General features: G+C 45.4%; 24 protein-coding genes and 1 tRNA gene. 3 read left to right on the top strand and 22 right to left on the bottom strand.

All coding sequences use genetic code 11. The features are described from left to right. Positions 1–20: 20 nt before the first annotated feature. From rplW to ABIN22_RS16020, 12 genes are all read right to left on the bottom strand, one after another. Positions 21–320, bottom strand: coding sequence for a 50S ribosomal protein L23 (gene rplW, locus ABIN22_RS16070; RefSeq protein WP_109732258.1), 300 nt, complete (start codon positions 318–320; stop codon positions 21–23). Next, positions 320–940 carry a 50S ribosomal protein L4 gene (gene rplD, locus ABIN22_RS16065; RefSeq protein WP_109732257.1) on the bottom strand — a complete coding sequence of 207 codons (621 nt, stop codon included), beginning with the start codon at positions 938–940 and terminating at the stop codon, positions 320–322. The genes rplW and rplD overlap by 1 nt, the downstream gene beginning before the upstream one ends. A 31-nt stretch (positions 941–971) precedes the next feature. Continuing rightward, a complete protein-coding gene (rplC, locus tag ABIN22_RS16060) occupies positions 972–1,655 on the bottom strand; it encodes a 50S ribosomal protein L3 (protein WP_109732256.1) in 684 nt (227 codons plus the stop codon). 67 nt (positions 1,656–1,722) lie between these two features. Further along, positions 1,723–2,040 (bottom strand): 30S ribosomal protein S10, encoded by a 318-nt coding sequence (gene rpsJ / locus ABIN22_RS16055; protein ID WP_087150377.1) that lies wholly within the window; start codon positions 2,038–2,040, stop codon positions 1,723–1,725. Between the two features lie 904 nt (positions 2,041–2,944). After that, complete coding sequence (locus ABIN22_RS16050) at positions 2,945–3,424, bottom strand: glycine/sarcosine/betaine reductase component B subunit (protein WP_346909928.1); 480 nt, start codon at positions 3,422–3,424, stop codon at positions 2,945–2,947. An 18-nt stretch (positions 3,425–3,442) separates the two neighbouring features. Continuing rightward, complete coding sequence (gene prdD / locus ABIN22_RS16045; RefSeq protein WP_346909926.1) at positions 3,443–4,204, bottom strand: proline reductase cluster protein PrdD; 762 nt, start codon at positions 4,202–4,204, stop codon at positions 3,443–3,445. Between the two features lie 255 nt (positions 4,205–4,459). Beyond that, positions 4,460–4,708 carry a hypothetical protein gene (locus ABIN22_RS23400; RefSeq protein ID WP_509909732.1) on the bottom strand — a complete coding sequence of 83 codons (249 nt, stop codon included), beginning with the start codon at positions 4,706–4,708 and terminating at the stop codon, positions 4,460–4,462. 24 nt (positions 4,709–4,732) lie between these two features. Continuing rightward, complete coding sequence (locus ABIN22_RS23395) at positions 4,733–5,185, bottom strand: glycine/sarcosine/betaine reductase selenoprotein B family protein (protein ID WP_465220391.1); 453 nt, start codon at positions 5,183–5,185, stop codon at positions 4,733–4,735. Continuing rightward, a complete protein-coding gene (locus ABIN22_RS16035) occupies positions 5,182–5,481 on the bottom strand; it encodes a CBO2463/CBO2479 domain-containing protein (protein ID WP_109732252.1) in 300 nt (99 codons plus the stop codon). The genes ABIN22_RS23395 and ABIN22_RS16035 overlap by 4 nt, the downstream gene beginning before the upstream one ends. Position 5,482: 1 nt before the next feature. Then, a complete protein-coding gene (prdA, locus tag ABIN22_RS16030; RefSeq protein ID WP_109732251.1) occupies positions 5,483–7,339 on the bottom strand; it encodes a D-proline reductase (dithiol) proprotein PrdA in 1,857 nt (618 codons plus the stop codon). A 186-nt stretch (positions 7,340–7,525) separates the two neighbouring features. Continuing rightward, positions 7,526–8,851: a proline reductase-associated electron transfer protein PrdC gene (gene prdC / locus ABIN22_RS16025; RefSeq protein WP_109732250.1), complete on the bottom strand. Its 1,326-nt coding sequence runs from the start codon at positions 8,849–8,851 to the stop codon at positions 7,526–7,528. A 199-nt stretch (positions 8,852–9,050) separates the two neighbouring features. Beyond that, positions 9,051–9,148: transfer RNA gene (locus tag ABIN22_RS16020), tRNA-Sec, on the bottom strand. A 324-nt stretch (positions 9,149–9,472) separates the two neighbouring features. Here ABIN22_RS16020 and ABIN22_RS16015 point away from each other — a divergent pair. The 3 genes from ABIN22_RS16015 (at position 9,473) to ABIN22_RS16005 (ending at position 12,048) form a co-directional block, all read left to right on the top strand. Beyond that, complete coding sequence (locus ABIN22_RS16015) at positions 9,473–10,510, top strand: proline racemase family protein (protein ID WP_109732249.1); 1,038 nt, start codon at positions 9,473–9,475, stop codon at positions 10,508–10,510. Positions 10,511–10,699: 189 nt separating this feature from the next. Continuing rightward, the gene (locus ABIN22_RS16010; RefSeq protein ID WP_118620271.1) at positions 10,700–11,287 is read left to right on the top strand and encodes a TetR/AcrR family transcriptional regulator; all 588 of its coding nucleotides are present in this window, start codon (positions 10,700–10,702) and stop codon (positions 11,285–11,287) included. 71 nt (positions 11,288–11,358) lie between these two features. Beyond that, positions 11,359–12,048 carry a hypothetical protein gene (locus tag ABIN22_RS16005; RefSeq protein ID WP_346909922.1) on the top strand — a complete coding sequence of 230 codons (690 nt, stop codon included), beginning with the start codon at positions 11,359–11,361 and terminating at the stop codon, positions 12,046–12,048. A gap of 83 nt (positions 12,049–12,131) precedes the next feature. Here the strand turns inward: ABIN22_RS16005 and rpoN are convergent, their stop codons facing one another. The 10 genes from rpoN to ABIN22_RS15955 all read right to left on the bottom strand — a co-directional run bounded on the left by rpoN (position 12,132) and on the right by ABIN22_RS15955 (position 23,862). Continuing rightward, positions 12,132–13,505, bottom strand: a complete 1,374-nt coding sequence (gene rpoN / locus ABIN22_RS16000; protein WP_346909920.1) for an RNA polymerase factor sigma-54 — start codon at positions 13,503–13,505, stop codon at positions 12,132–12,134. Next, positions 13,502–15,190 (bottom strand): phosphoenolpyruvate--protein phosphotransferase, encoded by a 1,689-nt coding sequence (ptsP, locus tag ABIN22_RS15995; RefSeq protein ID WP_346909918.1) that lies wholly within the window; start codon positions 15,188–15,190, stop codon positions 13,502–13,504. The genes rpoN and ptsP overlap by 4 nt, the downstream gene beginning before the upstream one ends. Before the next feature lie 16 nt (positions 15,191–15,206). Further along, positions 15,207–15,470, bottom strand: coding sequence for an HPr family phosphocarrier protein (locus ABIN22_RS15990; protein WP_346909916.1), 264 nt, complete (start codon positions 15,468–15,470; stop codon positions 15,207–15,209). A 15-nt stretch (positions 15,471–15,485) separates the two neighbouring features. Next, positions 15,486–15,887 (bottom strand): PTS sugar transporter subunit IIA, encoded by a 402-nt coding sequence (locus ABIN22_RS15985; RefSeq protein WP_346909914.1) that lies wholly within the window; start codon positions 15,885–15,887, stop codon positions 15,486–15,488. After that, a complete protein-coding gene (locus ABIN22_RS15980) occupies positions 15,880–16,365 on the bottom strand; it encodes a PTS sugar transporter subunit IIB (RefSeq protein WP_346909912.1) in 486 nt (161 codons plus the stop codon). Before ABIN22_RS15980 ends, ABIN22_RS15985 begins: the two co-directional genes overlap by 8 nt. Then, positions 16,355–19,093 carry a sigma-54-dependent transcriptional regulator gene (locus tag ABIN22_RS15975; protein WP_346909910.1) on the bottom strand — a complete coding sequence of 913 codons (2,739 nt, stop codon included), beginning with the start codon at positions 19,091–19,093 and terminating at the stop codon, positions 16,355–16,357. The genes ABIN22_RS15980 and ABIN22_RS15975 overlap by 11 nt, the downstream gene beginning before the upstream one ends. A 122-nt stretch (positions 19,094–19,215) precedes the next feature. Next, positions 19,216–20,076 carry a ketose-bisphosphate aldolase gene (locus tag ABIN22_RS15970; RefSeq protein WP_346909908.1) on the bottom strand — a complete coding sequence of 287 codons (861 nt, stop codon included), beginning with the start codon at positions 20,074–20,076 and terminating at the stop codon, positions 19,216–19,218. Between the two features lie 75 nt (positions 20,077–20,151). Further along, positions 20,152–21,126, bottom strand: coding sequence for an aldo/keto reductase (locus ABIN22_RS15965; RefSeq protein WP_346909906.1), 975 nt, complete (start codon positions 21,124–21,126; stop codon positions 20,152–20,154). A gap of 54 nt (positions 21,127–21,180) precedes the next feature. After that, a complete protein-coding gene (locus ABIN22_RS15960) occupies positions 21,181–22,356 on the bottom strand; it encodes a zinc-dependent alcohol dehydrogenase (protein ID WP_346909904.1) in 1,176 nt (391 codons plus the stop codon). Positions 22,357–22,395: 39 nt separating this feature from the next. Continuing rightward, a complete protein-coding gene (locus ABIN22_RS15955; protein ID WP_346909902.1) occupies positions 22,396–23,862 on the bottom strand; it encodes an FGGY-family carbohydrate kinase in 1,467 nt (488 codons plus the stop codon). Positions 23,863–23,868 lie beyond the last annotated feature (6 nt).

Below are 23,868 nucleotides of genomic sequence, written 5' to 3'. Positions count from 1 at the left end.
TTCGCGGCTATAGTGCCATCTTACAGACCTTCGAAAATCTCGATATCTGCACTGTCATCTGTTAACTGAACGATGGCTTTCTTTGTCTTAGCTGTCTTTCCGTAAGTCATACCACGTCTCTTTGTCTTACCATCAAGATTCATAGTATTTACGCTTTTTACTTTTGTTCCTGCGAACATTTTTTCAACAGCTTCTTTAACCTGAGACTTAGTTGCTTCTGTGTGGACTAAGAAAGTATATTTCTTATCTGCCATCAGCTCCATAGTTTTCTCAGTTACTACTGGTTTAAGGATTACATCATAATATTGAACGTTAGCCATTATGCGTACACCTCCTCAATACTTGCAACACCAGCTTTTGTAGTGATTACTGTGTTGTATTTTAAGATATCAAATACGTTGATTGTATTTGTATGAGCTGTCTTTACGTTTGCGATATTTCTTGCAGAAATTTCCACGTTTTTGTTGTCATCTTCCAGAACAACCAGTGCTTTGTTTACATTCAGGTTGTTTAATACTTCCTGGAATTTCTTTGTCTTGATTTCATCGAACTTTAATTCGTCGATTACGATGAATTTCTGTTCTTCTACTCTGGAAGTCAGAGCAGATTTCAGAGCTGCTCTCTTCTCTTTTTTGTTCATTTTGAAAGAGTAGTCTCTCGGTACCGGAGCAAATACAACTCCACCGCCTGTCCACTGAGGAGATCTTGTAGAACCCTGTCTTGCATGACCTGTTCCTTTTTGTCTCCATGGTTTTCTTCCACCTCCGGAAACTTCAGAACGTGTTTTTGCTTTCTGTGTTCCCTGGCGATTATTTGCGAGCTGGCTTACAACTGCCATGTGTACTAAGTGTTCATTCACATCAACACCAAATACGGCATCGTTCAAATCGATTGTACCAACTTCTTTACCTTCGATATTATAAACAGATACGTTTGCCATCTGTGTGTTCCTCCTTTCTTCGTCAGTCAGACTAGTTAGCAGCCTTTACAGTTTCTTTGATTGTCACGAGACTCTTCTTCGGTCCCGGTACAGAGCCTTTTACTAAAAGCAGATTGTTTTCAGCATCAACTCTTACAATTTCAAGATTCTGAACTGTTATTTTCTTGTTACCCATCTGACCAGGCATCTTCTTGCCCTTGAATACTTTACTCGGATCTGAAGCAGAACCGTTAGAACCAGCGTGACGGTGGAACTTAGAACCGTGAGTCATAGGTCCTCTGCTCTGGTTGTGACGCTTGATTGCACCCTGGAAACCTTTACCCTTTGATACTGCAGTAGCGTCGATCTTATCTCCTGCTTCAAAGATATCAGCTTTGATTTCCTGAGCCAGTGTATACTCCTGTGCATTGTCAAATCTAAATTCTTTTACATATCTTTTGCCTGAAACACCTGCTTTGTCAAAGTGTCCTTTTTCAGCTCTCGTCACACCATTTCTGTGTGCGATCTCTTTTTTGCCGCTCTTGTCTTTTGTGACAATCTTTTCTTTCTTGTCAGCAAAACCAACCTGAACAGCATTGTAACCGTCATTTTCTTCTGTCTTGATCTGTGTTACTACACATGGTCCAGCCTGAAGTACGGTTACCGGAGTCAATACTCCATCTTCGTTGAAGATTTGAGTCATTCCGACTTTAGTAGCTAAGATAGCTTTCTTCATTATAATTACCTCCTGTGATTTACAGCGGAACGCGTTATGCGCTCATCCTAAATTTTAGGAATACTGTTTATTTGCTTTTCATTTTGATATCAATGTAAACACCGGCCGGCATTTCCAGTCTGGATAATGCGTCCACAGTCTTCTGTGTTGGTGTAATGATATCGATGAGTCTCTTATGAGTCCTCTGTTCGAACTGCTCTCTGGAGTCTTTGTACTTGTGTACAGCTCTTAAGATTGTAACTACTTCCTTCTTAGTCGGAAGTGGCACTGGTCCACTCACTTGTGATCCGTTCTTTTTTACAGTTTCGATGATTTTCTTTGCAGATGCATCAACCAGCTGGTGATCATATGCCTTCAATGTGATTCTCATTACTTGACTTGCCATAAAAAAAGTCGCCTCCTTTTCGTACTTTTGCTTTAGTACGACAAGCGGTGACTGTACACTCTCCCGTGTGTGTCGCGAGAAACTCACACGTTGTTTCATACCTCTTATCTTTGATAATCAGTAATCAGTTGTGATTCGTACAGTGACTTGTCGTCAGTTTCCTAACTTGACATTCGCTCCGTGGAAAACCTGCCATCTTGCTCTTTGCAATCGGCAGCAACCTCACACTTCATCGCTATCATGCCACAGCTTTTTCAGTATAACGGATTCATCCATATATTTCAAGTGGTTTTTAATATTTTTTGTATTTTTTTTCGTACAATCTATATTTTAGAAAATCCCACTCATTATTCATATTTTCAAAACATATTTATATAGAAGAAACTCTTTAAAATACTCTTCTTTTCCATTATCCTGCCAGAAAAGTATAACGCTGTTTCTATAGAAATTGCAATGTTTTTATGCTTAACTGACATAAAAGTCCAAAAAATTATTTTTATGCGCTTGACATCACCGTGGTAAAGTGATATAGTGTAAGCAACTTACAGGACAGCGACTAAAGGCGGTTTCCCCAGATTCGGAAAGCGCCTTTTTATAAAAAAGCCTCAGCATATGATTTTATACTTCCTGAGCTGTCCGGATTCAAGTTATCATTCTGCTATGCAGATAACCAGACCATACTTATGGTTGCTGTTGCAGTTATGCCATCGCCGACAGTTTCCCCCAAGAACTGTCCTGCGCTGGTAAACTCCAATTAATATATACATCCCCATTGTAGGACATTCCCCAGATTTGTATATGATACAAACTGCAAGGCAACGAGGAAAAACCTCTCAATGACATACCAAAAGCGAAAAGCACGACCACGGTCGTGCTTTTCGCTTTTTAAATAGCAGGTCTATTCCTATACACCCTTTCTTTCATGCTGTCTCATCTTTAGCTTCAGCATAGCCGTCACTTTTCTTGCATCCAGCTCTGTGATATTATTTTCTCCAACCACACATGTCTCGATACCCTCTTCGCTTTTATTCGTATCCTTTATTCCAGAAAGATAATTATTCTGCACAACAAAGCCGCCGTTTACACCGCTGAATTTCAAACCCGTAACCGGAATACCACGGATTCCGAGCTGTTCACACGTGTTTGCAAAATCTACATCGCTGTTTCCCCATCCATCAGATGACAGAATTGCCCCGTCGGCACGCATACACTCAGCCATAACCGCGGCGCGCGTTCCGACGAGCATCTTTTCTTCATTATCATCCGGGGTCCCCACTATAATCACGCCCAGTAGGTCTATGTCTTCATCCGATGCCACAACATCCAGAAGGGGGTCGCGAAAATGGTGAAGCGTTGTTTCTTTCGTTGAAGGCCCTATTCCCATCTTACATTCCTCCTATTCTTACTGCATAGAACGTATCATTCCGTCCCGGTATTCATTGGGTGTCAGAACCAAAGGCATATTTTTCATATCAATAATCGAATGTCCGCCTTCTACTCCCGACGGCTCCTTCGGGAACAGCCACGTATCATACATAGCCCCCTGCCCAGCCACCTGCTTTATAATGACTACTTTTTTCCCGCCTTCGCGGACCACATCGTGATATTCATGCCGTTCTGTGCACAAATCCCCTTTCATCTTCTTAAGCTGCTCCCTGAAAATCTGGATAAATCTGTCACAGGCCCGGTGTGCCGCCATCGGCCCCGGCCGTTCCTGTCCCACGCCCGCTTTCAAAGTTACATCGAAAGAAATGATGTAATCCTCCCCCGAAGGAGTCCCCGCCCGGTTCAGATAAAGCTTATCCTGCAGCACACCTTCTGAAGACCCAAACTCATGTGTCTGTTTTCCTTCCGTATCCACTCCTGTCAAAACAACATAGACACCTGTCAGAGTATGAGTAATCCCTTCTCCCAGCTTCCCCAGCACCTTTGTCGAAACCGGGATAATATCCATAATCGTATTCGTCCAACAATCATGCCCGCCCGGCGGTATCACCCTGATCCCGGCATTCTCAATCAGGGGCTCCGCTTCAATCATCTTCGCAGCACATCCTTTATTTATGGTCATAAGTCCATCCGGAGTTATCCGGTTTTCCTCGCCCTCCATGACCCGGTCCATATGAAATGCCTTGATAACCAGACGGCGCAGATCCTTTTCTGACATACAAATCACCTCCAAATTCTCAAAGGGGTCAGACCCCTTTGAGGTTCGTTTTCTGAGTTGTGTGACAAAAAAAGGACAATTCCACCGGAATGCCCCTTTTTGTGTCTGTATATTACACTTTTGTGTAACTGTTCAGAACCATGAACAGTTACACCGCAAGCCCATAAAAATCGCCTTTGGCGATGGGGCCTGCTCCTGACAGTCCAACGTTTTCGCACGGACCGTGCAGTAAATGCACAGTCCTGTACTAAGCAGTTACACTTTTGCTACATACTCGTACGGCAGCGGTACTATCTTGCCCGGTGTCTCGATCTTGATGAGCTGTTCAAGTGTTGCTTTTACAATTGCTGTCTGCATTTCTACATCATTCGGCGCACCTGCGTTGGCACCCATCGGTACTAACGGAGCTACGGCGCGTGGTGTACCGGTCTGACGAACGACCGGAGGAAGAGCTGCAATAATGATTGTCGGTATTCCAGCTTCTTCAATTGCTCTCTGCACCAAAACTGCAGAGCGGTGGCAGGTGCCTCAGCCAGCGGTCAGGATGACTGCATCCACATCTTCTTCTTTGAACATCTGTGCAATTGCAGGTCCTGTTTCGTTTTTGAATTTCTCCTGGTTTCCACCGCCACCCATGAACCCGGCATGTACCGGTGCACAGGATCTGATGAATCCTTCTGCTGCCAGTTCGTGGATTCTGTCTATCGGGAACATACAGTTGATGTCTTTGTTCACATCACCGTTATCATATCCACCGTGGGATACCATCAATTCACTTGATGGTGTATCGTTCGTTATCTTTCTCCATGTAGAGTCACCTGCCAGATTGAATCTGTCCTGACTCTTGCAGTGTACCCCGGCTGCTGTTGCGAGGGCGATGGACATATCCTTTAACTCTTTTGTTACAGGTGTCCAAACTGCCGGAGGAGTAATCGGAACGTAAATTTCTGACTGTAAACCTTTTGTGGTTGTCAAGCTCATTCTTCTACCTCCTTGGTTTCTGCGTTCGCTTTACGCATTTCTTCCTGGCGTCTGTTATATGTGTCCAGATTACTCACGTATTTCTCATTGGCTTCCGGTCCAAGCTGTTCCACAAAACTCATGTTCCATGCCACTTCCTGTCCCACGACCAGAGGATAATCTGTAATCAGCATCCTCATAGGTATCTTTAAGTATCCAAGCCGGCCCTTCAGGTCAATTCCGACACAGCCGTCATGAATCTCTACAATAACCCCTTCCATACGTATAATCTTATCACCATACATTAATTCTTTCATCTTAGTCGTATTTCTCTTTTCTCTTCTGGCTCATTGGCAGAGACTGCTCATTTTTTACAAGCTCAACAGGTTTTCCTGTTACATTTGAAATCAGCTCAACGTTTGTCGCTTTTACGTTTGGATTCCATTTTCTCTCTGCTGTCTTAACCTCTTCGCCTGACATTGCATTCTTCAGCATTGCAAGAGCCCTGACTGCGTCTTCGTGGCAAAGTGTGTTGCATGCGAGTACTTCGTTCTCAATACCAGATTCAGATTTATTGTTATCAACCATATTGGTCATGTATTTGTTACCAACGACCAGAGCCCCCTGAACTGCGCAGAAAGACATACCAACAACAGGGATTCCGCGCATTCCGATCTGCTCGTGATGACTAGCAAAATCAATATGGTTGTTACCGAAGCCTTCTGTAGTAACGAATGCCCCATCAGCATCCATCATCTCTACCATCATACCAACGCGTTTTGAAACATAGAATTTCTCTGCGTTGATCTGCGGGCTTCCAACGAAGATGACACCGCAAAGATCCACTTCTGTATCATGAAGCGCCTCAAGTACGAGCGGCTCTCTCCAGTAATGTCTGGACATCTCCTTTGATGCAGGTCCGATACAGGTCAAAGCGTGGATACATCCATCCAGCACCTCTAACGGAGATACGCAGACAGGTACGTTGCCAAGATCAACATTCGGCTTTGCCCCAAGTACGCCGACCGGTTCTACCGGGAGAATCAGGTTATCATGCATAGCACCTTGTCCCATGATTTCTTTTACAATAACAACTTTTTTCTTACCCGGTCTTCTGATCTGGTTAAATGTCTGTGTATCAACAACCAGTGAGTCGTCCTCCAATGCTTTTAACGCCTCTCTGATCTCCTGTGTAATGTGGTCTGTAGCCGTATGAGCTGCAAGAGGGCCCGGTCTTTCCATGTTAGTTCCCTCTTTAATCGTCACCTGAGTCTTGATGAAGATTTCACCTTTGTCAGGTGCTCCCGGACGGTTCCACATGATATTCTCATCCAGATAGCCTTCTGAAGAGCCGAATTCCCCAATCTGCACTCCATTTGCATCTGTACCTGTAACCATCATGATCACGCCGTCCAGTACTCTTGTTGTACCGCTTCCGATTTCATCTTCACCTTCTTTGCAGGCGATCGGCTGTACGTCCATGATTGTCTCTGAATATGTGTGGTAATCTTCTGGTGTGATAATATCGATCTTCAGGTCGTAAACCAGTTCCTGAGAATCGATGCAGTCTTTTTCAATTCCCTCACGGATGTACAGTGTTGTTCCTTCGATCTTTGTCTCCGGTCCGCGCTTTACTTCCGTAATGTTATAATGCTTTCTTGTAAGAGTCCTGACAACCTTCTCTTCAGCAGCTGGTGACGGAACTGGTGCCACAACTGGCGGTACAGGTACCGGCGGTGCCGGAACCGGTGCAGCTCCCCCTGCAATTCCTACAGGAAGCTCTATATCAATATCCTTACCTTCCCCAATATGAATCTTCAGCACTCCGCCCGGTGCAGATGGTGGTACTGGCGGCGCCGGCGGTGCGATAACTTCCGGAGCTTCTTCTGCAGCAGGTGCTTCCTCTTTAGCTGGTTCTTCAATCACCTTGGCACCTTCTACAACATCCGCTGTTAAAGGACACAGAGAATCACAGGTCTTTGTAAGCTTTGCGCCTAACACCTGTTCGATCGTCAATGCACCTTCCAGGTCCAAAAGTCCTGAATCTACCAGATCATCAAAAATGGCAGGATCTTCCAGGTTGGATGCCTGAATTGTTATGCCTTCTTCTGCCCTGCAGCAAAGCACCGCAGGATCCTTCGCATGTTCTTTCGCTGTTTCAGCTGTAATTGACATACTTTCTTTCCTCCTTTTATCTTATATCCCAAGGACCGCTGTGCTGGTCCTTCAGGCAGGCACACACACTTGTGCGGCACTGTATATGGACTGACGTATCCGCCAGTTCCATATAGTAACATTGTAAACACCTTCCCGGATATCAACTCCCCGGGAAATATCTATTTTCCAACAGGGCTCTCAGTCTTACCGGCCGTCCGGAAGCTGGTCCACCTGCTTAGAAACTGTTAATCTTCTATATAATGGATGATTAATTGTCCTCATAATATGGTCTGTCTGATGGAACACTTTCAGTTTCATCTTAGGTGCAGATCCCATAACTGTATTGGAACAATCAGAGCAGTTGCCGATGATAATATATTCGGCGCCGTCCTTCTTAAACTGCAGACACTTCTGGGCCTGTCCCGGACAGTTGCCCGGATTCTCACATTTCAGTGTCCCGTTTTTCATCTCAATCGCCTGCTTACATCTTGCTACAGATACAACCTCTCCATGCATCTTTTCGCAGATATCACGCATACGCTCTTCATTTCCACCGCATGCGCAGACAAGAAGCCCTACCGGTGCGCCGTGCAGGTCCGGTAAATCTATTGTTACAATAATACCCCCGGTCGTCTTTGTAACCGGTGCATCCATCGCAACTGCCTTTCCTGTAAATGGTCCGCCCATGATGATTTCCCCATACACACCATCAATTCCACCGGAACATTCAATCATATCCTCCACGCTTGTCCCTACCGGAACATCCATATAAACATGCGGCTGGTTCCCGCCGTTTAACTTGCCAATGACCGTCAGGTTCTTGCTATAGCATGGCTTTCTCAGTTCTATCGCTTCTGCAACACGCAGTACTGTCTCTACATTAATCACAACCGAATCCGCTGCTGACGGAAGCTGTGTAGGATCAAGCAGCTTTCCGAGAGTCTCTCTTACAACCGCACGTTCCTCGCCCATTGGATAAATATCCGGAAGCAGGTGGATAGAGATATTTTCCTCTCCTTTAATCGCTTCACGGATAGTATCTACCGCTTTTTTATTCTTAGCCTTGATTGCAAAAATAGCTTTTGCAGCATTGGAGATTTCCATACAATATTTTACACCTTTGAGAGTCATCTCCATATTCTCTTCAATCTGACGGATATTATGGTACAGTCCCGGTTCACACTCAACCGCATTCACAAGAATGTAACCACCTTTTAAATCTGTCCCCAGTTTGACGCCTGTCGGGAATCCGGCCCCGCCCATTCCGACCACTCCGGCTTCCTTCACCATCTCCAGCGGGCTGCCTTCATGGATCTGTACAAACGCATCCTTCTGTTCCTCATCCGGAACAATGACGATTCTGTCTTCAAGAACAGACTCGACACTTCCATAGACACTGGAAAAAATGTTGGCTCCCAGTCCATTCGGGACGGCAATCAGTGTTCCCTTCTCCACTTTGTCCCCGGCTTTCACAACCGGCTCACATGGAGCACCTACATGCTGTCTTAGCAAAAACTGTAACTTTCCCATGACCTGTTTCTCCTTTTAGATTATATATTATTTATCTTTTCTATAAGTAAAGCGGCTGACACACGGCATCTGCCATGCTTCTGCAGGCTGTTTTATCTCTGCCCGACCAGCTTTTACAATATTTTTTCAAACAAAAGGCAGCATACGCTGCTCCTTATATATAGTAAGTTTGTGAAATTAATCTCACAAATCTGATTTTTGGCGGAGGCATGTGGGAATCGAACCCACCCAGGACGCTCCTAACGCCCAACACTGGTTTTGAAGACCAGGAGGCACACCAGTTACCCTTCTACCCCCATATTCAGTTTTTCCAAGCTTTCCGGGCCGTTGTCACTTTAGCCGCGGATATCAAATTATCAAAATTACACATTCAATTTGATATTTTATTTTTTACTTTATCTGTTTTTTATATTAACAAATAATCGTTGACTTTTCAAGGGTTTTCGTACATAATAATTAATATAAACTGAACTTCGTACTAGAACGCGGTCTATTCGTCGATTTTTTATCAATTTGGGCTCCGTATTTTGCAGGATACTTTCTATATAATAGGTTATTTTATTCCTGTTATTAAATCGCTTATAGACAAGTTCTATAAACTACCAATTAGGAGGAAAAGTAATGAATTACAATCCCAAAATTAACCTGGATGCATTCGAAGCATCATTTAAGGCAATCGACACACACACTGTCGGAGAGTTCACCCGTATTATTATGTCAGGATTTCCTGAGTTAAAAGGGGACTCCATGATGGAACGCAAGCAGTACCTTGCAAAAAACTATGATAAATACCGTCAGGCACTCATGTTCGAACCGCGCGGCCATCATGATATGTTTGGTGCACTCGTTACAGAGCCTGTTAATCCGGAAGCAGACTTCGGTGTTATCTTCATGGATACGGGTGAATATCTGAACATGTGCGGACATGGGACGATCGGAACAACAACGGCTCTGATCGAAGCCGGACTCGTTCCTGCTGTTGAACCGTATACAGAAGTAGTATTAGACGCTCCGGCCGGACTTATTCGTGTAAAGGCAGAAGTTAAGAATGGAAAGGTTCTGAACGTAACCTTGACAAATGTGCCTGCTTTCTTATATAAAGAAAATCTGACGACCGTTGTCGACGGCAAAGAAGTAAAATACGATATTGCATTCGGCGGAAGTTTCTTCGCCCTCGTAGATATCGAGCAGATGGGCTGGACAGTTAACAAAGAGTCTATTCCTGAATTAACCAATTTCGGAATGAAGGTCATTGAACAAGTTAATAAAGAAGTAGAGATTAAGCATCCTGAACTTGACATCACTACCGTAGACCTGGCTGAGCTTTACTGCCATACAAAAACTGACGGATGTGACTACCGCAACGTAGTTATTTTCGGTGATTACATGGCTGACCGTTCACCGTGCGGAACAGGAACAAGTGCAAAGCTGGCAACACTTTATTCCCGCGGCCAGATAAAGATCGGAGAGCCTTTCGTGTACGAAAGCTTTATCGGTTCCCAGTTCAAAGGTGTTATAAAGGAAGAAGCAACAGTAGGGGAATTCAAAGCAGTCATTCCTCAAATTACAGGAAGCGCCTATATCACAGGAGAGTCAACTTATGTAATCGATCCGGATGATCCGCTCAGATACGGTTTCAAAGTATCCAGAGGAAAATAAGAAACAGTCCTAGTCCTTATATATAAGGGGAAAATGAAGGGGAAATCTTCATTTTCCTCTTTTTGTTTGTAGCGGACTCCAACTTATGCTATACTATAATACAAGCTAAAAAGAAACAACTGTATGCAGCCTCTCAGTTATTATTCACATATCCTGACAGCTGCGCATTTACAAGGAAGTGAGGGTATTATGCCACGTAAAAAACAGACAACCAAAAGCAGAATTGTAAAGGCTGCCTGGAATTTATTTTATAAAAACGGTTACGACAATACTACCGTCGAAGACATTATTAAGTTGTCAAAGACATCCAAGGGAACCTTTTACCACTATTTTAAGGGGAAAGATGCCCTTCTTTCTACTTTATCTGATCTGTTCGACCAGAAATATGAAGAAATCAACAATACTCTGGACCAGTCACTTTCTTCCAGAGACAAGCTGTTACTGCTGAACCACGAATTATTCTATATGATTGAGACGAGCATCGACATGAACCTGCTTGCATCCTTATATTCCTCCCAGCTTGTAACTAAAGATAACCGGTCACTGCTGGATGATGACCGTTATTATTTTCAGCTGATTACAGAGATCATAGCGGCAGGGATAGATACCGGGGAATTCAGCCGGACTTCTACTGTTGACGGGCTTGTAAAAATCTACACCATGTATGAGCGTGCGCTCTTGTATGACTGGGCACTGTGTGAGGGTAAATATTCACTTTCCGCTTATAGTGACAAGTTACTGCCGCATGTACTGGATAATTTTGAAAAAGGAATATGATAGCCGCAAATCATTGTGTTTTTCGACAAAAACTGATATGATTAAGAAAAATCTTAATGGAGGTATTATCTGTGTCTGAAGAATCTACACTTGTAAAAGATGAAACTGTTAAATCAACTGCTGAAGGCACTGTAACAGCCGGTGAGGATGCCGTTACTCCGACTAATGCAGATGCTTCGAATATTGTTCCTTTTAATTCCGAAGAACCGGCTGCCGTGAATACCGCCGAGGTTTCTGAAGAGGCTCAGGATCCTTCCGTTAATATAGCAGAAACTGCCACACCTGCCGAAGGGGCTGCTGCAAAGGTTGTCCAAAAAGCTTCTGATATTGCGGATAAAGCCTCTGCATATACGGAAAAAGCTGCCGATTTTGCAGGAAAGACTGCACAAAAGGCTGCTTCACGTATCAAACCGGAGCCAGAGGATGATTTTCTAAATGAAGATATTCCTGAGAAGAAGCGCTTTCATTTCAAGAGGGACGATAAAGAATTTTTCCGGGATAAATGGATTCTTTCCCGCATCAGCGAGGAAAACCTGATGGAATATCTTAAGCTTGAACAGCGGCGCAGTGAGTTGCAGCAGGAGGCTAAGAATATTAAGGAAAAACGTATTCTGAAAGCTTTTGAGATGACACTGGGTCTTGTTGCCATTGTTGCTGTTATCTATCTGCTCAGGGACAATCCGTCCATACTCGTTAATATCCTTTACATAGCGGGTATACTGGCTGCTTTCTGGGTATGGAAGAATCCCAAAGATAAGTAGTGTATCATTTCTGTACAACATAACATAAAATACGGAAGGCAAACTTTAAAGTCTGCTTTCCGTATTATATTTACTGCCCCTATTCAGTTATCCCCTTTCTCTCTTCTCTCGAAACTCCCTTTAATTCCTAAATCATCCCTGTATTTTGCTACTGTCCTCCTTGAAATAAAGATATCTTTCTCCTTTAATTTTTTCGACAACTGCTGATCACTATATGTTTTTTGTTTATTTTCATTTTCTATCAAATCAGTCAGTGCTTCCTTCACATGCAATGCAGTTATGAGTTCACTATCTTTCCCTCCCGTTTTAACAGGTGACAGGGAAAACAAAGAGCGCATGGGTATGACGCCGCCCGGATACTGCAGGACTTTATCTTTAACGGCACGACTCACGGTAGACACTGCAATGTTCAGGGATTCTGCCAGCTCTGCCATAGTGAGAGCAAGCGGGAGCTTGTCACCGAAGAAGAAATCCTGCTGGTATTCTATCAATTTTCTGGTGATATTCACCAGATTTTTCCGTCTTTCTTCAATGCTGTTTAAAATCCAGGTCACATGATCCAGCTTTGTCTTAAAATAATCCTGAAGTTCCCTGTCCTCTGTTTCTTCAATCATTTGAAGGTAATAATCATTTAGCTGGTAATTTTCGATCCATTCATCATTCAGACTGATTTTCCACTTTCCGCCTTCATATTCGCAAATAATATCCGGCACAATATAAATAACTACATCATCCGCACAAAACCCTGACATGGGGCAGGGGTTCAAGTTCGATATGAATGCAGTATATCTTCTGGCCTGTGCCGAAGAAATCTCTAAATTCCTGGTGATACTGCTGATTTTTTCGTCTGCAATGTCCTCCAGATGATATTTAATTATATTTTCCAGAAGTTTATCCTCAATCCCCTGCACTTCCAGCTGTTTCAGCAGGCAGTTTACCAGATTCTCCTGAAAGATTCCAACCGGCTCCAGTTCCTTAAGTTCTTCCAGATAGCCATCCAGCTTGTTGCGGGAAATTCCGGTCATGCAGGCAATTTCGTCCAACGGCACTGTAAAATACCCTTTCTCATCCAGACACTCTATTAAAACATCTATGGCCATCCATTCCTGATCCGTATAATGTTTCCGGATCAACTGGCTTTTCAGATAACTTTTGATACCCCTTTCCGGCACAGCTACCGGTTCCCTGAACTCATTCTGGTTATCCCCGCCATGATTCTCATGAAATGTTCCGGAACCAGGCTTACTTCCATATCCCCGCCACTCCCTGTATTCCTCAGGACTTCCCGGATCAGGAAATCTGCCAACATATTCGAGCAACGGGTTCTCAAGATATTCATTCTGGAGGAACTCGTGAAGATCCTGGCTCCCCATTGCAAGCAGGGATACAGACTGTATTTGTTTTTGTGTAAATGCATATTTATATCTGGCACTCTGCCTATACTCATTTTTTATCACGGAAGTGCCTCCATTACCTGACCTATTGTCGAACACCTTAGTATCTCCCCCACCGCCTGATTCATTTTCTGGTAACTCAATCCCCTGATGACTGCCTTACTTTGGGGTATATCGGCTGGGGACATGCTGAACTCATCCAACCCCATCCCCACTAACAGAGGTATTGCCCGGGGATCTGATGCAAACTCCCCGCACATCCCCACCTTGATCTGCCGGGCATGACCGCTCTGTATGACGTGCCAGACTGCCCTGAGTACTGCCGGATGATAAGAATTATACATTTCCGAAATCTTTGGGTTCCCCCTGTCTACAGCTAGCAGGTACTGCGTCAGATCATTCGTCCCTATGCTGAAAAAATCTGCCACTTCAGCTAATTCACCCGCCATCATGACGGATGCCGGTGTCTCTATCATCATACCCGCTTTCATTCCACTGTCATATGGGATGCCCTGTCGATCCAGTTCCTGGGCACACTCTGAAAGCAGAGACTTTGCCTGTCTAAATTCTTCCACTGATACAATCATAGGGAACATGACCCTGATTTTTCCATACGCACCTGCCCTGAGTATTGCCCTCAGCTGCGTTTTAAAGATATCGGTGAGGTCTAAAGATATGCGGATTGCCCTCCAGCCTAAAAACGGGTTCTCTTCCTCGCCGAAGTCAAAGTACTTTAGTGCTTTATCGCCCCCAATATCCAAAGTCCGTATTGTCAGCTCCGCCGGGCTATTACACACTGCAGTTTTGTATACCTCAAACTGTTCCTCCTCTGTAGGAAAATGCGTATTCTCCATGTAGAGGAATTCCGAGCGGAACAGCCCCACCCCCTCTGCCTGATGCAACATTGCCGCCGCCACATCTTCTGCATTCCCTACGTTAGCGCACAGTGTAACTCTGTGTCCATCCAGCGTCCGGGCCGGAAGGTCTTTGAGTTCCTCCAGCTGTCTTTCCTTCTCCTCTGCCTCTCTCTTCCGTGCCCTAAAATTCTGAAGGACCTCCTCTGTGGGCGAGATGACCAGCTCTCCTCTGCCTGCATCCATACAGATGAGATCTCCCTCGGTGATATTATCCATAAGTGTCTTCACGCCCACCAATGCCGGAATTCCCCATCCTTTCGCCATAATGGAAACATGGCTTGTGATGCCACCCTCCTGGGTCAACATCCCGAGGAGCTGCCTCGGGTCTAGTTTTGCCGTGTCCGAAGGAAGCAGATCCGCAGCTGCAAGAATGACCGGTGCTTCTATCTTCCCCCAGTCAGCGTCAGCATCTTTAAATCGCCCCTGCATAGCAGCCAGATACTGGTGTTCGATATCCTGAATATCTGAGGCTCGCTCCCGCATATACTCATTCTCCATCTCCTTAAACTGTTCCCTGAGTTCTCCAGTCACCTGTGAAAGGGCCAGCTGGGCATTTATCCTGCATTCCTGTATACGTTCTACAACAGAACTTTCAAGAGTATAATCCTGCGCCATCATAAGATGGGCCCCAAAAATTTCATTTTCCTGAGCAAGTAGTTCTAATCTGCTGCAGACCTGCTCCCTAGCCAACTTGAATTTTTCCAGTTCTCCCGGAATATCAGACTCACTGATGGATTCTTCTGATGGAATGAAGGTAGCCTCCTCATAAATATGTACCTTACCGATAGCGATTCCTCTGGATGCCGTTTTCTCTACCTTTATCTGCTTCATCGTACTTCACTCCCTGCTATTCACCTAAACCGCCCTCAATCGCAGCAATTAACACCTTTAAGTCTTCAGATTCTGTTTCCCCTTCACACTCCAGTTCAATCTCGCTCCCGCAGTTAATAGATACGGAAAGTAAATTCAAGATGCTCTTGGGGTTGATTGTCTTTTCCTTATAACTCAGCCGGATTTCCGACTTGCATTTTGTTGCAAGTTTCGACAACTCCGCCGCCGGCCTTGCATGGATTCCTGATTTATTATTCACTACTATTTTTTGTTTTATCATAATACCATCCCTTTCTCAGCCTGTAAATCTGATATCGCTAATATCGTTTTTCCCTTCCTCCAGCATTACCCCCGGCAGCTCGTCATTCTGTACATCCCTGTTCCTTACCGCTGAAATCAGCAGGGCGAGATTCAGCCCGCTCATCGCTATTCCGCCTGTCATATATGCCAGATAAGACGCGGCCTGAGATGTACTCCCACATTTGAGGTCGGACAGGAAAATGGCCTTTTCTATCTTCTGTTCCTTCAGCATTTCTAGAATACCGGTCCTGTATTGATCCAGATTATCCTCTGGGTTCAGGGGATATGCTTTTACCCTGTCAACGTCCCCGATAATCATCTCTGCACTTTTAAGGCATTCTATTCCCCAGCTCCCGTGTGTCAGAAGTATAATATAACGACCCAAAATATTACCCATTTTTATTTCCTCCTGCCAACAGCACTTTTGCATCTATCCTCTCACTATCAGGCACCGCCTGATAGAACGTTTCTGCATGTTCCGAGATACGGGCCAGCTTTCCGATCTCCTCCGGGGACAGGTATACCCATTGTGCAAACTTCTTTTTCCCCGTCCTGAATGTCATATTCCCCATGTTGATCCTGGGTATTCTGATCCCCAGTTCCATGAGTTCAAATGCCGTTGAGATGGATTTTACAACCACTAGAAGTCTTTCCTTAGGCAGTCTCTGCTTCTCTTTTTCCACTTGGCTGACACTGCAGATGCTGCATTTGTAATTTTCCGGAAACGACATTTCCATAATGCTTTTCATCACAGGGTCACTGACCGTTGCATCATCCACAATCATAATACTGGTGCAGTCCATCTCCTCTGCCCACCCAAGTAAGATCTGCCCATGAATCAGGCGTTCGTCTATACGCAATAATTCAATTCCCATAATCAACCCTCTTTTTTCGTTGCGGCACCTTCTCGATAATCTCTGCCAGATATGCAATTTCCGTCTCCGGTACTTCCTTTGCCCACATTTCTTCTACGGAAAGCATTGCTTTCTGAATCACACTGAATAGTTGACGGCTTTGCTTTTTCTTCTCCTCCAGATATTTGTATGGCAGGACTTCGCCTCTTAAGTTCCGCTCTATCATACAGGCAACGTGCACAATGTACCTGATTTCAATCTCTCTTGTTATCACCAGATCTAATTCTTCTGAAATCTTGTTTAATGTATCTTTCAGCAGATCAATGATCTTGTCTGCATCCAGATAGTTAAGGAGTCCCCTCAGGGTGTTGACCAGAATTTCTCGGTCCAGAGAAGTCCCGCTTTCTATATCCCCCACATCGATTCCGAGAATACTTTTGATCTGCCGGATTCCGCCGTTAAGCAACAGTTCATCTACGGATATGAAGGGGACACCCGGGATCTGTAAGTCTACGGTCCCAACGATTACTTTCAGGTTCTTTATTTTTTCTTTCTCAAGCAAGGCCGCACCCTGCCTCGCATCCTCCAGATTCATGTGCCGAATTACTATTCCTGGCTTCACATCTTCCGGTATGGCCTGCAAAACAATCTCTCCTATCTTTTTAGCCGATCCCTGACCGGAGATGCAGGTAGCAATAATCGTGCATATCCCTTCCTCGCTGACTTCTTCCTTTTTAAACTGATTTGCATAAAACGGAACCATCCTCAGGTACGCGCCGAGGGCTTCCAGTGTGATATCCCCCAGAACCGCCTTACGCACAGCTTCGATGACAGTAAGTGTTGAAACCATGTCAACACATACGACCTTCTGATGGTTTTTATGTGATATAATCTCTCCAAAGTTTCTAAGGGACCCCATATCTACCAGCAGCACTACCCCTTTGCCCTCATCCGCCTGCTTTACAACCTCCACAGCTTGCTCAAGAAGGGCATCCACGGAACTATCTATTGTCATATCCAGTGCCCTGCAGTGCCTGACCCCCAGAAGGGCATTCGCAAATTCTGCCATTCCCGTGGCGGTGTTTTCACCATGTGTAATGACTACAACCCCGATCTTCGGAGCTTTTGTATTTGTGCTGTCATCACAGAGGAACAGCGTCAGAAAGCCAATCTCCTCTTCCGGGATTTTATACTTAAACTCTTCCTCCAGTAAAAGCCCTATAATCTTTGCCAGCTTATATTCCTTCGGATATTGTTTTATAATCTCATCTACTTTTTGGTTCTCAATTGGAATCCCTTTTTCAATCCGTTCTATGAGTGCATTAATATGGAGTGCAAACCCGACTCGCAGCTTAGGCGAAATCGGGCGTTCCAGCTTAATCTCCGCAAACTGAAGAATCTCCTTGACCGGCTGGTATATCCTAGAATCCAGAACCCTCATTACATTTTCTTCGATTACATCCTTTGGGCTGTCATCCCCCACATACTGCTGCTTTAGTTCTTCTATGTAGGATTCCAAGTCCCGGCTTAAGATTTCGCCGATTTCCCGGTTGCTGCGCCCCCTTTCCCTGTATCTGTTATACTTCTGTGTGATCTCGGTATAGACCCCTTCCTCAGGGTCCGAGGTCAGCAGGTCCTCGTAACAAACCTCCTCATTCTGCGAATGCTCGATAAACTCAACTACATCATCTGTGATCTGGTTTTTACGAACCAACCCTTTTTCAATATAATCCTGAAGCATGGATACATCCACTCGTACCGCATCCTTGCCGGACAGCTTGTAGTCCAGAAATCCCCTTGCGCATAACAGCTGTATGTCCGCCTTCAACTGCCCGATATTCCCACTGCATTTATATAAAAGCAGTGCAAGCAAAACCTTCTTTTCCACACGGATCGATGCACCAATATTCTTCTGTTCACTCCTGAAAAAGCTTTCTGCCAGCTGTAGCCTCATAATTGTCGGAAGTTCTTCCAAAGAAGGGATTTTGATCGTCATTGGAATCCTGCGTATAAAAGTTGCCAGTAGCGCTTTCTCCGGGTCTTCCGTTGTTGCACCAATAATCAGCACGTTTCCTTTGTGTGTATTTTCTGTCTCTCCTAGCCTTCTGTATGTACCCTTGTCAATCAGGTGGAACAGAATCTCCTGCCCCTCTGCCGGCAGCCTGTGGATTTCATCCAGAAAAAGGATTCCGCCCTCGGCCTTATCTACCAGTCCCGTCTTCTCATGATCGGCGCCTGTAAACGCACCTTTTACGTATCCAAAGAGCTGGGCCAGCAGAAGCTGGGAATTTTCTGCATACTCTGCACAGTTGAAGCTTACAAATTCCGCTTTTTCACTGATTACTTTCATGTGCACCGCATATGCATGCATTCGCTCGGCAAATGTTGTCTTACCCACACCTGTCTGTCCAATGAGCAGTGTATGCAGGCCCTTCGGGGGATAGAGGATAGCCGCTTTTGCCTGCCCGACCTGAACCGACAAAGGGCCATCCTCCCCCATGATAAAACAAAATTCTTCCCTTTGATCCGTCTCATCCGCGTCCTCGTGAAGCGGGCCTGTCCCATACAAAAAGTACTTAACCGGTCTTCCTGACAGTTTAATTAGTTTTCCTTCCCGCACCAGGGTATTCAGTTCCCTGCTGATGTTCGCCCTGTCTATGCCCGTGAGCCGGACAAGAGCGGAGGCATCCATTCCCCCGGTGATTCCATTTTCTGTTAATACCTGTAATATCCGCTCTCTTCGATTCATAACCCACCTCGTTTATATGATAAAAGTACTGTACGATATATTATACCATTCTTCTTTATTGTTTTCGATTATCTTTATTATTTTTTCGATCAAAAGTCGAGGTCGTTTGAATCCGGAACATTTTAATAAAGTTCTGCTTTTCCTTCTGAATGGAACAAAGCTATCTTGTCAAAGATCACTGCCTTCATTTCTGGGAATGCCTCTGCATACACCTCATGAGGCTCTCTCATATCAATATCTTCCAGTGCTTTCCTGCATCCCCTGAAAAATGCCGCCTTGATATCACTTGCAATATTCACCTTGGAAATACCGATTTCCACGGCCTTCTCGATCTCCTCATCCGGATTTGCAGAACCTCCGTGCAGCACTAATGGAATATTGATTACTTTCTTAAGTTCTTCTAAAAGATCCAGTTTAAGCTCCGGCTTCATATCTTTCGGGTAAATCCCGTGTGCAGTGCCGATTGCAACCGCCAAGGTATCCGCACCTGTCTCTTCTACGAATTTTACAGCCAGTACAGGGTCTGTATAAATAATATCGTTAGAACCAGCTTCTGCACCATTACCGGTCGTTCCGATCGTCCCAAGCTCGGCCTCTACAGAAATCCCCAGTGGATGGGCGATTGCAACGACCTCTTTTACAAGCCTTACATTCTCCTCATACGGATAATGTGACGCATCAATCATAACCGAAGTAAAGCCATCCCTGACCGCACGCAGAATATCCTCTATCGTGCCACCGTGGTCCATGTGCAAGACGACGGGAATGTGCGTTCTTTGGGCCTCTGCCTTTATCATTTCTGTAAAACTATCCCCTGCAAAGGCCAGTTCCACCGGATGGACTGCGACAATAACTGGTGAGTTTTTTTCTTCGCAGGCTTCGATTACCCCTTTCAGAATCTCACTTGAACCAATGTTAAAAGCGGGTACTGCAAAATGATTCTCATTTGCTGTCTTCAGTAATTCTGTCATATTCATTAACATTATATTTTCCTCCTGAATCTGCCCTTATTGAACTGCTGCATTCAATAAGGGGGCTATTGTTATTTAAAGTTGTTATTACCACCAAAACGTTTCCATTTCTTCCTCCGACAGAACAAAGTCTGTATCCGAGAGGGTATCTTCCATCTGTGAAAGCCTGCTTGCCGAGAACAATGCCACGGACGGGAGTTTGTTCGAATGAAAGTACGCCAGATTAATCGTTGACGGACTCACGTTATATTTTTCTGCAAGTTCTTTCACCGCTTTGATATTGTGGTTCGTTGCTTCTGTTTCAAAATAATGAGTAAATCCCTCATTATGCATAGCTTCAAGGCTGCCGCCTGCTGCTATTGCTTTCTGAAACAGCCCCTGTGCCTGTGACGTAAAGGCAAACACTGGCATTTCCTGTGAGAGGTACCAGTTGTAGGCTTCCTCTGTCATCTGGATTTCCGTGTCATCATGGGGCATGAGCCGGTATTTTGCAAGTGCCCAGCAGATCTGACTGCTGGAAAAAGGTGTCAGGCTATTTTCTGTGGCAAATCGGTTCGCCTCTGCGATCCTCTCACAGGTCCAGTTGGACGCTCCTAAAACACGCACTTTTCCTTCCTTTACAAACTCATGCAGTACCGGCATGATCTCGGACACGGGTTTGTTTAAGTCGTCACGATGGAGCCAGTAGATGTCCACATATTCTGTCTCCAGATCCCGCAGGCTGGCTTCCAGATCCTTACGGATCTCCGCCGCATTTATCCTTGGACTGTACATATTCTCCATTGGAGGGTGTCCCCCCTTGGTGGATACAATCAGCTGATTCCGGTTTCCGCGTGACTTCATCCATGAACCAATCATCTCTTCACTCAAAGCACGTCCTGGGATATGCCATGATCCGTATACACGGGCGGTATCGAGGGTGTCTCCGCCCCTTTCCACATAATAATCCATAAACCGGTAAGATGTCATTTTATCCAGATTTCCACCGGCTTCACCTGGTCCATACACAACATTGCAGACCTGCAGCTCATTTTCTTTATTTTTCAATGTAATATGCTTCAATATCTTTTTCTCCTTACCTATATTTTTTCTATCGTTGTAAATGACCGCAAACCATTACTTTTCCTCAAACAAACATACGCCCTTTATGTAATCAGGGTCTCTCATCTTCCCTAATGTTTCTTTGAGAGTATCTAATGTGCAGGTATGGGTGAACAGCTTATCAAAGTGGTACTGCCTGTAGCGTTTTAAGAGTCTGAACGCCTTGTCATAGGTGCCTGGCTGGTTCGCCGACATTCCCATAACCCTGAGGTGCTTCGTGCAGATTAAGGCTGCCGGATTGCATTCCACCGTCTTCCCGTAGTCGGCTGCATTCCCGATTTCCACCACCGTGCCGAGGCGCCTGACATAGTGCAGGGCATCTATAAATGCATAAACTGTATTGGCACACTGCAGTACGAGCTGCGGGCCGCCGCCCGTATACTCGTTTATGAGCCTCGTCCTCTCATCCCGGTCCGGATGCATGGTAAAATCCACAATATAATCTGCTACACCTAGTTCTTTCGCTTTTTCCAACTTGGTGGCAATCCCGTCTACCATTGTAACGGAGCTGACACCCATTATTTTCAGAATCATTCCTGCCAAAATCCCTATTGGGCCTGCCCCTACAATGCAGGCATTCGTGTTTATATTCAAGGCCTCTTCCTTAACGCCGCACTGGGTCTGTGCCAATTCGATCCCCCGCATTGCAACCGCCATAGGGTCCAGCAGCGCTGCAACAGGTGCCGGCATTCCTTCCGGGAGCTTCCATACATATGTGCCGGGAAACAAGATGCAGTACTCCCCGTACCCCGCCTTGAAATGGGGATAAATATCAGGATTGGAGCTATGCCAGCCCTCTTCCTCGTGTCCCATCGGACTTACCGGGCCACCGTAGAAAAATGAGGTGTCACACACGGTACAGGTTCCTCTTCCATATGTCAGGCAATTTTTACAATGGCCACATGTCAGCCAGGGATATACTGCAATACGGTCACCAAGTCTGACTTCACCGTCATAACACAAGATAGACTTACCGGCATTCCTGCCCATTTTTACAATTTTTCCTACAAATTCATGTCCCAATGCAGTCTGGTAGGCAATCGGATTATTGAAAGCATGCTGGTCTGATCCACAGATTGCCGCTGCTTCTATTTTTATCAGAACCTGCCCCTCCTCCGGTTCCGGAACCGGGTAAGACCTGATATCCAGCTTTCTCACACCTGTCATAACCGCCATTCTCGCCATCGTCATATGATTTCTCCTTTTTCTTATGCACCCCGGCCCCGGTTTTTACACTCTGGCGGCCTGTATGCATCCCTGTTTATATTTTTCAAATTTCTTTCTGTAATACTGTTTTCTCCTGTCATCCGGACGGTAGACCCGTTCTACGATGACCGTGTTCCTGATTGCGTCTTCTGTTGTCTCATAAACCCCAAGTGCCGTCATGGCCAGGATCGCCGCACCAAGGGATGATATTTCCGTATTTCTAAGCTTATACACTGGTTTTTCAAATATATCCGCCCTGAGCTGCAGCCATTTCTCTGAACTCGATGCCCCGCCCCCTATATGGATTTTCGTGAATGTCGTCGAAGCGGAGGCCCCGCATATCTCGATAATATTTTTAGCCTCGAATGTCAGGGCCTCTATTATGGCAGCGAACATTTTTCCCTTGTCCGACCCCAGTCCCAGCCCTGTAAACATCCCCTGATTTGCAGAAAAGTAGGGATAGAACATTTCCTGTCCCAGATGCCGGAAATCCACCTCTTTCCACAGGCTGTCATACGCCTTTGGGTTTATATCCCCCACAATCCGACGCATGAACCACTCAATCACCGCCCCCGATGTCGGAAACGCCCCCAAGCAGACACTGGAACCTGGAAGGGGGCCACAGTATGTATGCATGAGCCCGCTTTTCACTGCGATTTCCGTATCCGCACTTTTTCGGCTAATATAGCCAAGATGGTCCCATGTACCCGTAATATCTGCCAGTATCCCGTGTTCTGCACGGTCGGCGCCTGCACCTGCCATGCCGCAGTCGCAGTCGTGGGCGCCAATGATGACCGGTACCTTCCGGGGAAGCCTGACACTTCCGAAAGACGTAATCTCTCCAACGACTGCCATGCTCTCCACTACATGTCCAAGGCTGTCCGGGGAGATTCCAATGTAGTCCAGCAGTCTGCCGCTCCATTCTTTCCCCCTGACATCATAAAGCATCTTACGGCTTGCCATCGTTACGTCTAAATGCGCCCCCAGCCCCAGCATCTTAAGTACAAATTCCTGATTTGTATAAAAATGCCGTGCCTCCTTGAATATCTCCGGTTCGTTTTGTTTCAGCCAAAGTATCTTTGCGCCGGAATCATCACTGCTACATATTCCGCCGGTAATACGCCGGTATTCTTCTTCCCCTATATTTGCGGAAAGCTCCCGGCTCTGGGCACACGCCCTGCTGTCAAAGGCAAGCATCAGGTTGGTGAGGGGCTCACCATTTTCTCCAGCCGCCATAATGCTGTCTCCAAAATATGAGAAACTGATTCCCTGTATATGAGTTTCTTTATGAACGCCGCAGACAATCCGTCCCACACAATGCTCGGCAGCGTGCCACAATTCATACGGATCTATCTCCGCAAAACCGGGGCTTTTGATGATTGTCTGATATGCCCTGCTGACTGCCGTAAGCACCTCCCCATTCTCTGTATCAATTAGATTAACGTGAACCTTGGATGTACCAAAATCTATGATTAAAATGGTATTTTTCATTCTCTT

This window comes from Faecalicatena orotica, from assembly GCF_905197545.1.
Classification (GTDB): domain Bacteria; phylum Bacillota; class Clostridia; order Lachnospirales; family Lachnospiraceae; genus Faecalicatena_A; species Faecalicatena_A orotica.
Note: the sequence above shows the minus strand (reverse complement) of the source record. Positions and strands in the feature narration are given on the sequence as shown.

Bases quoted from the DNA above. Each gene is read 5' to 3' on its own strand.
- ABIN22_RS16010 (WP_118620271.1), top strand. From the start codon at position 10,700: ATGCCACGTAAAAAACAGACAACCAAAAGCAGAATTGTAAAGGCTGCC.
- ABIN22_RS15960 (WP_346909904.1), bottom strand. From the start codon at position 22,356: ATGACGATGGCGAGAATGGCGGTTATGACAGGTGTGAGAAAGCTGGAT.
- ABIN22_RS15990 (WP_346909916.1), bottom strand. From the start codon at position 15,470: ATGATAAAACAAAAAATAGTAGTGAATAATAAATCAGGAATCCATGCA.
- ABIN22_RS16035 (WP_109732252.1), bottom strand. From the start codon at position 5,481: ATGAAAGAATTAATGTATGGTGATAAGATTATACGTATGGAAGGGGTT.
- rpsJ (WP_087150377.1), bottom strand. From the start codon at position 2,040: ATGGCAAGTCAAGTAATGAGAATCACATTGAAGGCATATGATCACCAG.
- prdC (WP_109732250.1), bottom strand. From the start codon at position 8,851: ATGGGAAAGTTACAGTTTTTGCTAAGACAGCATGTAGGTGCTCCATGT.
- ABIN22_RS15955 (WP_346909902.1), bottom strand. From the start codon at position 23,862: ATGAAAAATACCATTTTAATCATAGATTTTGGTACATCCAAGGTTCAC.
- ABIN22_RS16015 (WP_109732249.1), top strand. From the start codon at position 9,473: ATGAATTACAATCCCAAAATTAACCTGGATGCATTCGAAGCATCATTT.
- ABIN22_RS15975 (WP_346909910.1), bottom strand. From the start codon at position 19,093: ATGAATCGAAGAGAGCGGATATTACAGGTATTAACAGAAAATGGAATC.
- ABIN22_RS15980 (WP_346909912.1), bottom strand. From the start codon at position 16,365: ATGGGAATTGAATTATTGCGTATAGACGAACGCCTGATTCATGGGCAG.
- prdD (WP_346909926.1), bottom strand. From the start codon at position 4,204: ATGTCAGAAAAGGATCTGCGCCGTCTGGTTATCAAGGCATTTCATATG.
- ABIN22_RS23395 (WP_465220391.1), bottom strand. From the start codon at position 5,185: ATGAGCTTGACAACCACAAAAGGTTTACAGTCAGAAATTTACGTTCCG.
- rplC (WP_109732256.1), bottom strand. From the start codon at position 1,655: ATGAAGAAAGCTATCTTAGCTACTAAAGTCGGAATGACTCAAATCTTC.
- ABIN22_RS15970 (WP_346909908.1), bottom strand. From the start codon at position 20,076: ATGTTAATGAATATGACAGAATTACTGAAGACAGCAAATGAGAATCAT.
- prdA (WP_109732251.1), bottom strand. From the start codon at position 7,339: ATGTCAATTACAGCTGAAACAGCGAAAGAACATGCGAAGGATCCTGCG.
- ptsP (WP_346909918.1), bottom strand. From the start codon at position 15,190: ATGAAGCAGATAAAGGTAGAGAAAACGGCATCCAGAGGAATCGCTATC.
- ABIN22_RS16050 (WP_346909928.1), bottom strand. From the start codon at position 3,424: ATGGGAATAGGGCCTTCAACGAAAGAAACAACGCTTCACCATTTTCGC.
- rplD (WP_109732257.1), bottom strand. From the start codon at position 940: ATGGCAAACGTATCTGTTTATAATATCGAAGGTAAAGAAGTTGGTACA.
- rplW (WP_109732258.1), bottom strand. From the start codon at position 320: ATGGCTAACGTTCAATATTATGATGTAATCCTTAAACCAGTAGTAACT.
- ABIN22_RS15985 (WP_346909914.1), bottom strand. From the start codon at position 15,887: ATGGGTAATATTTTGGGTCGTTATATTATACTTCTGACACACGGGAGC.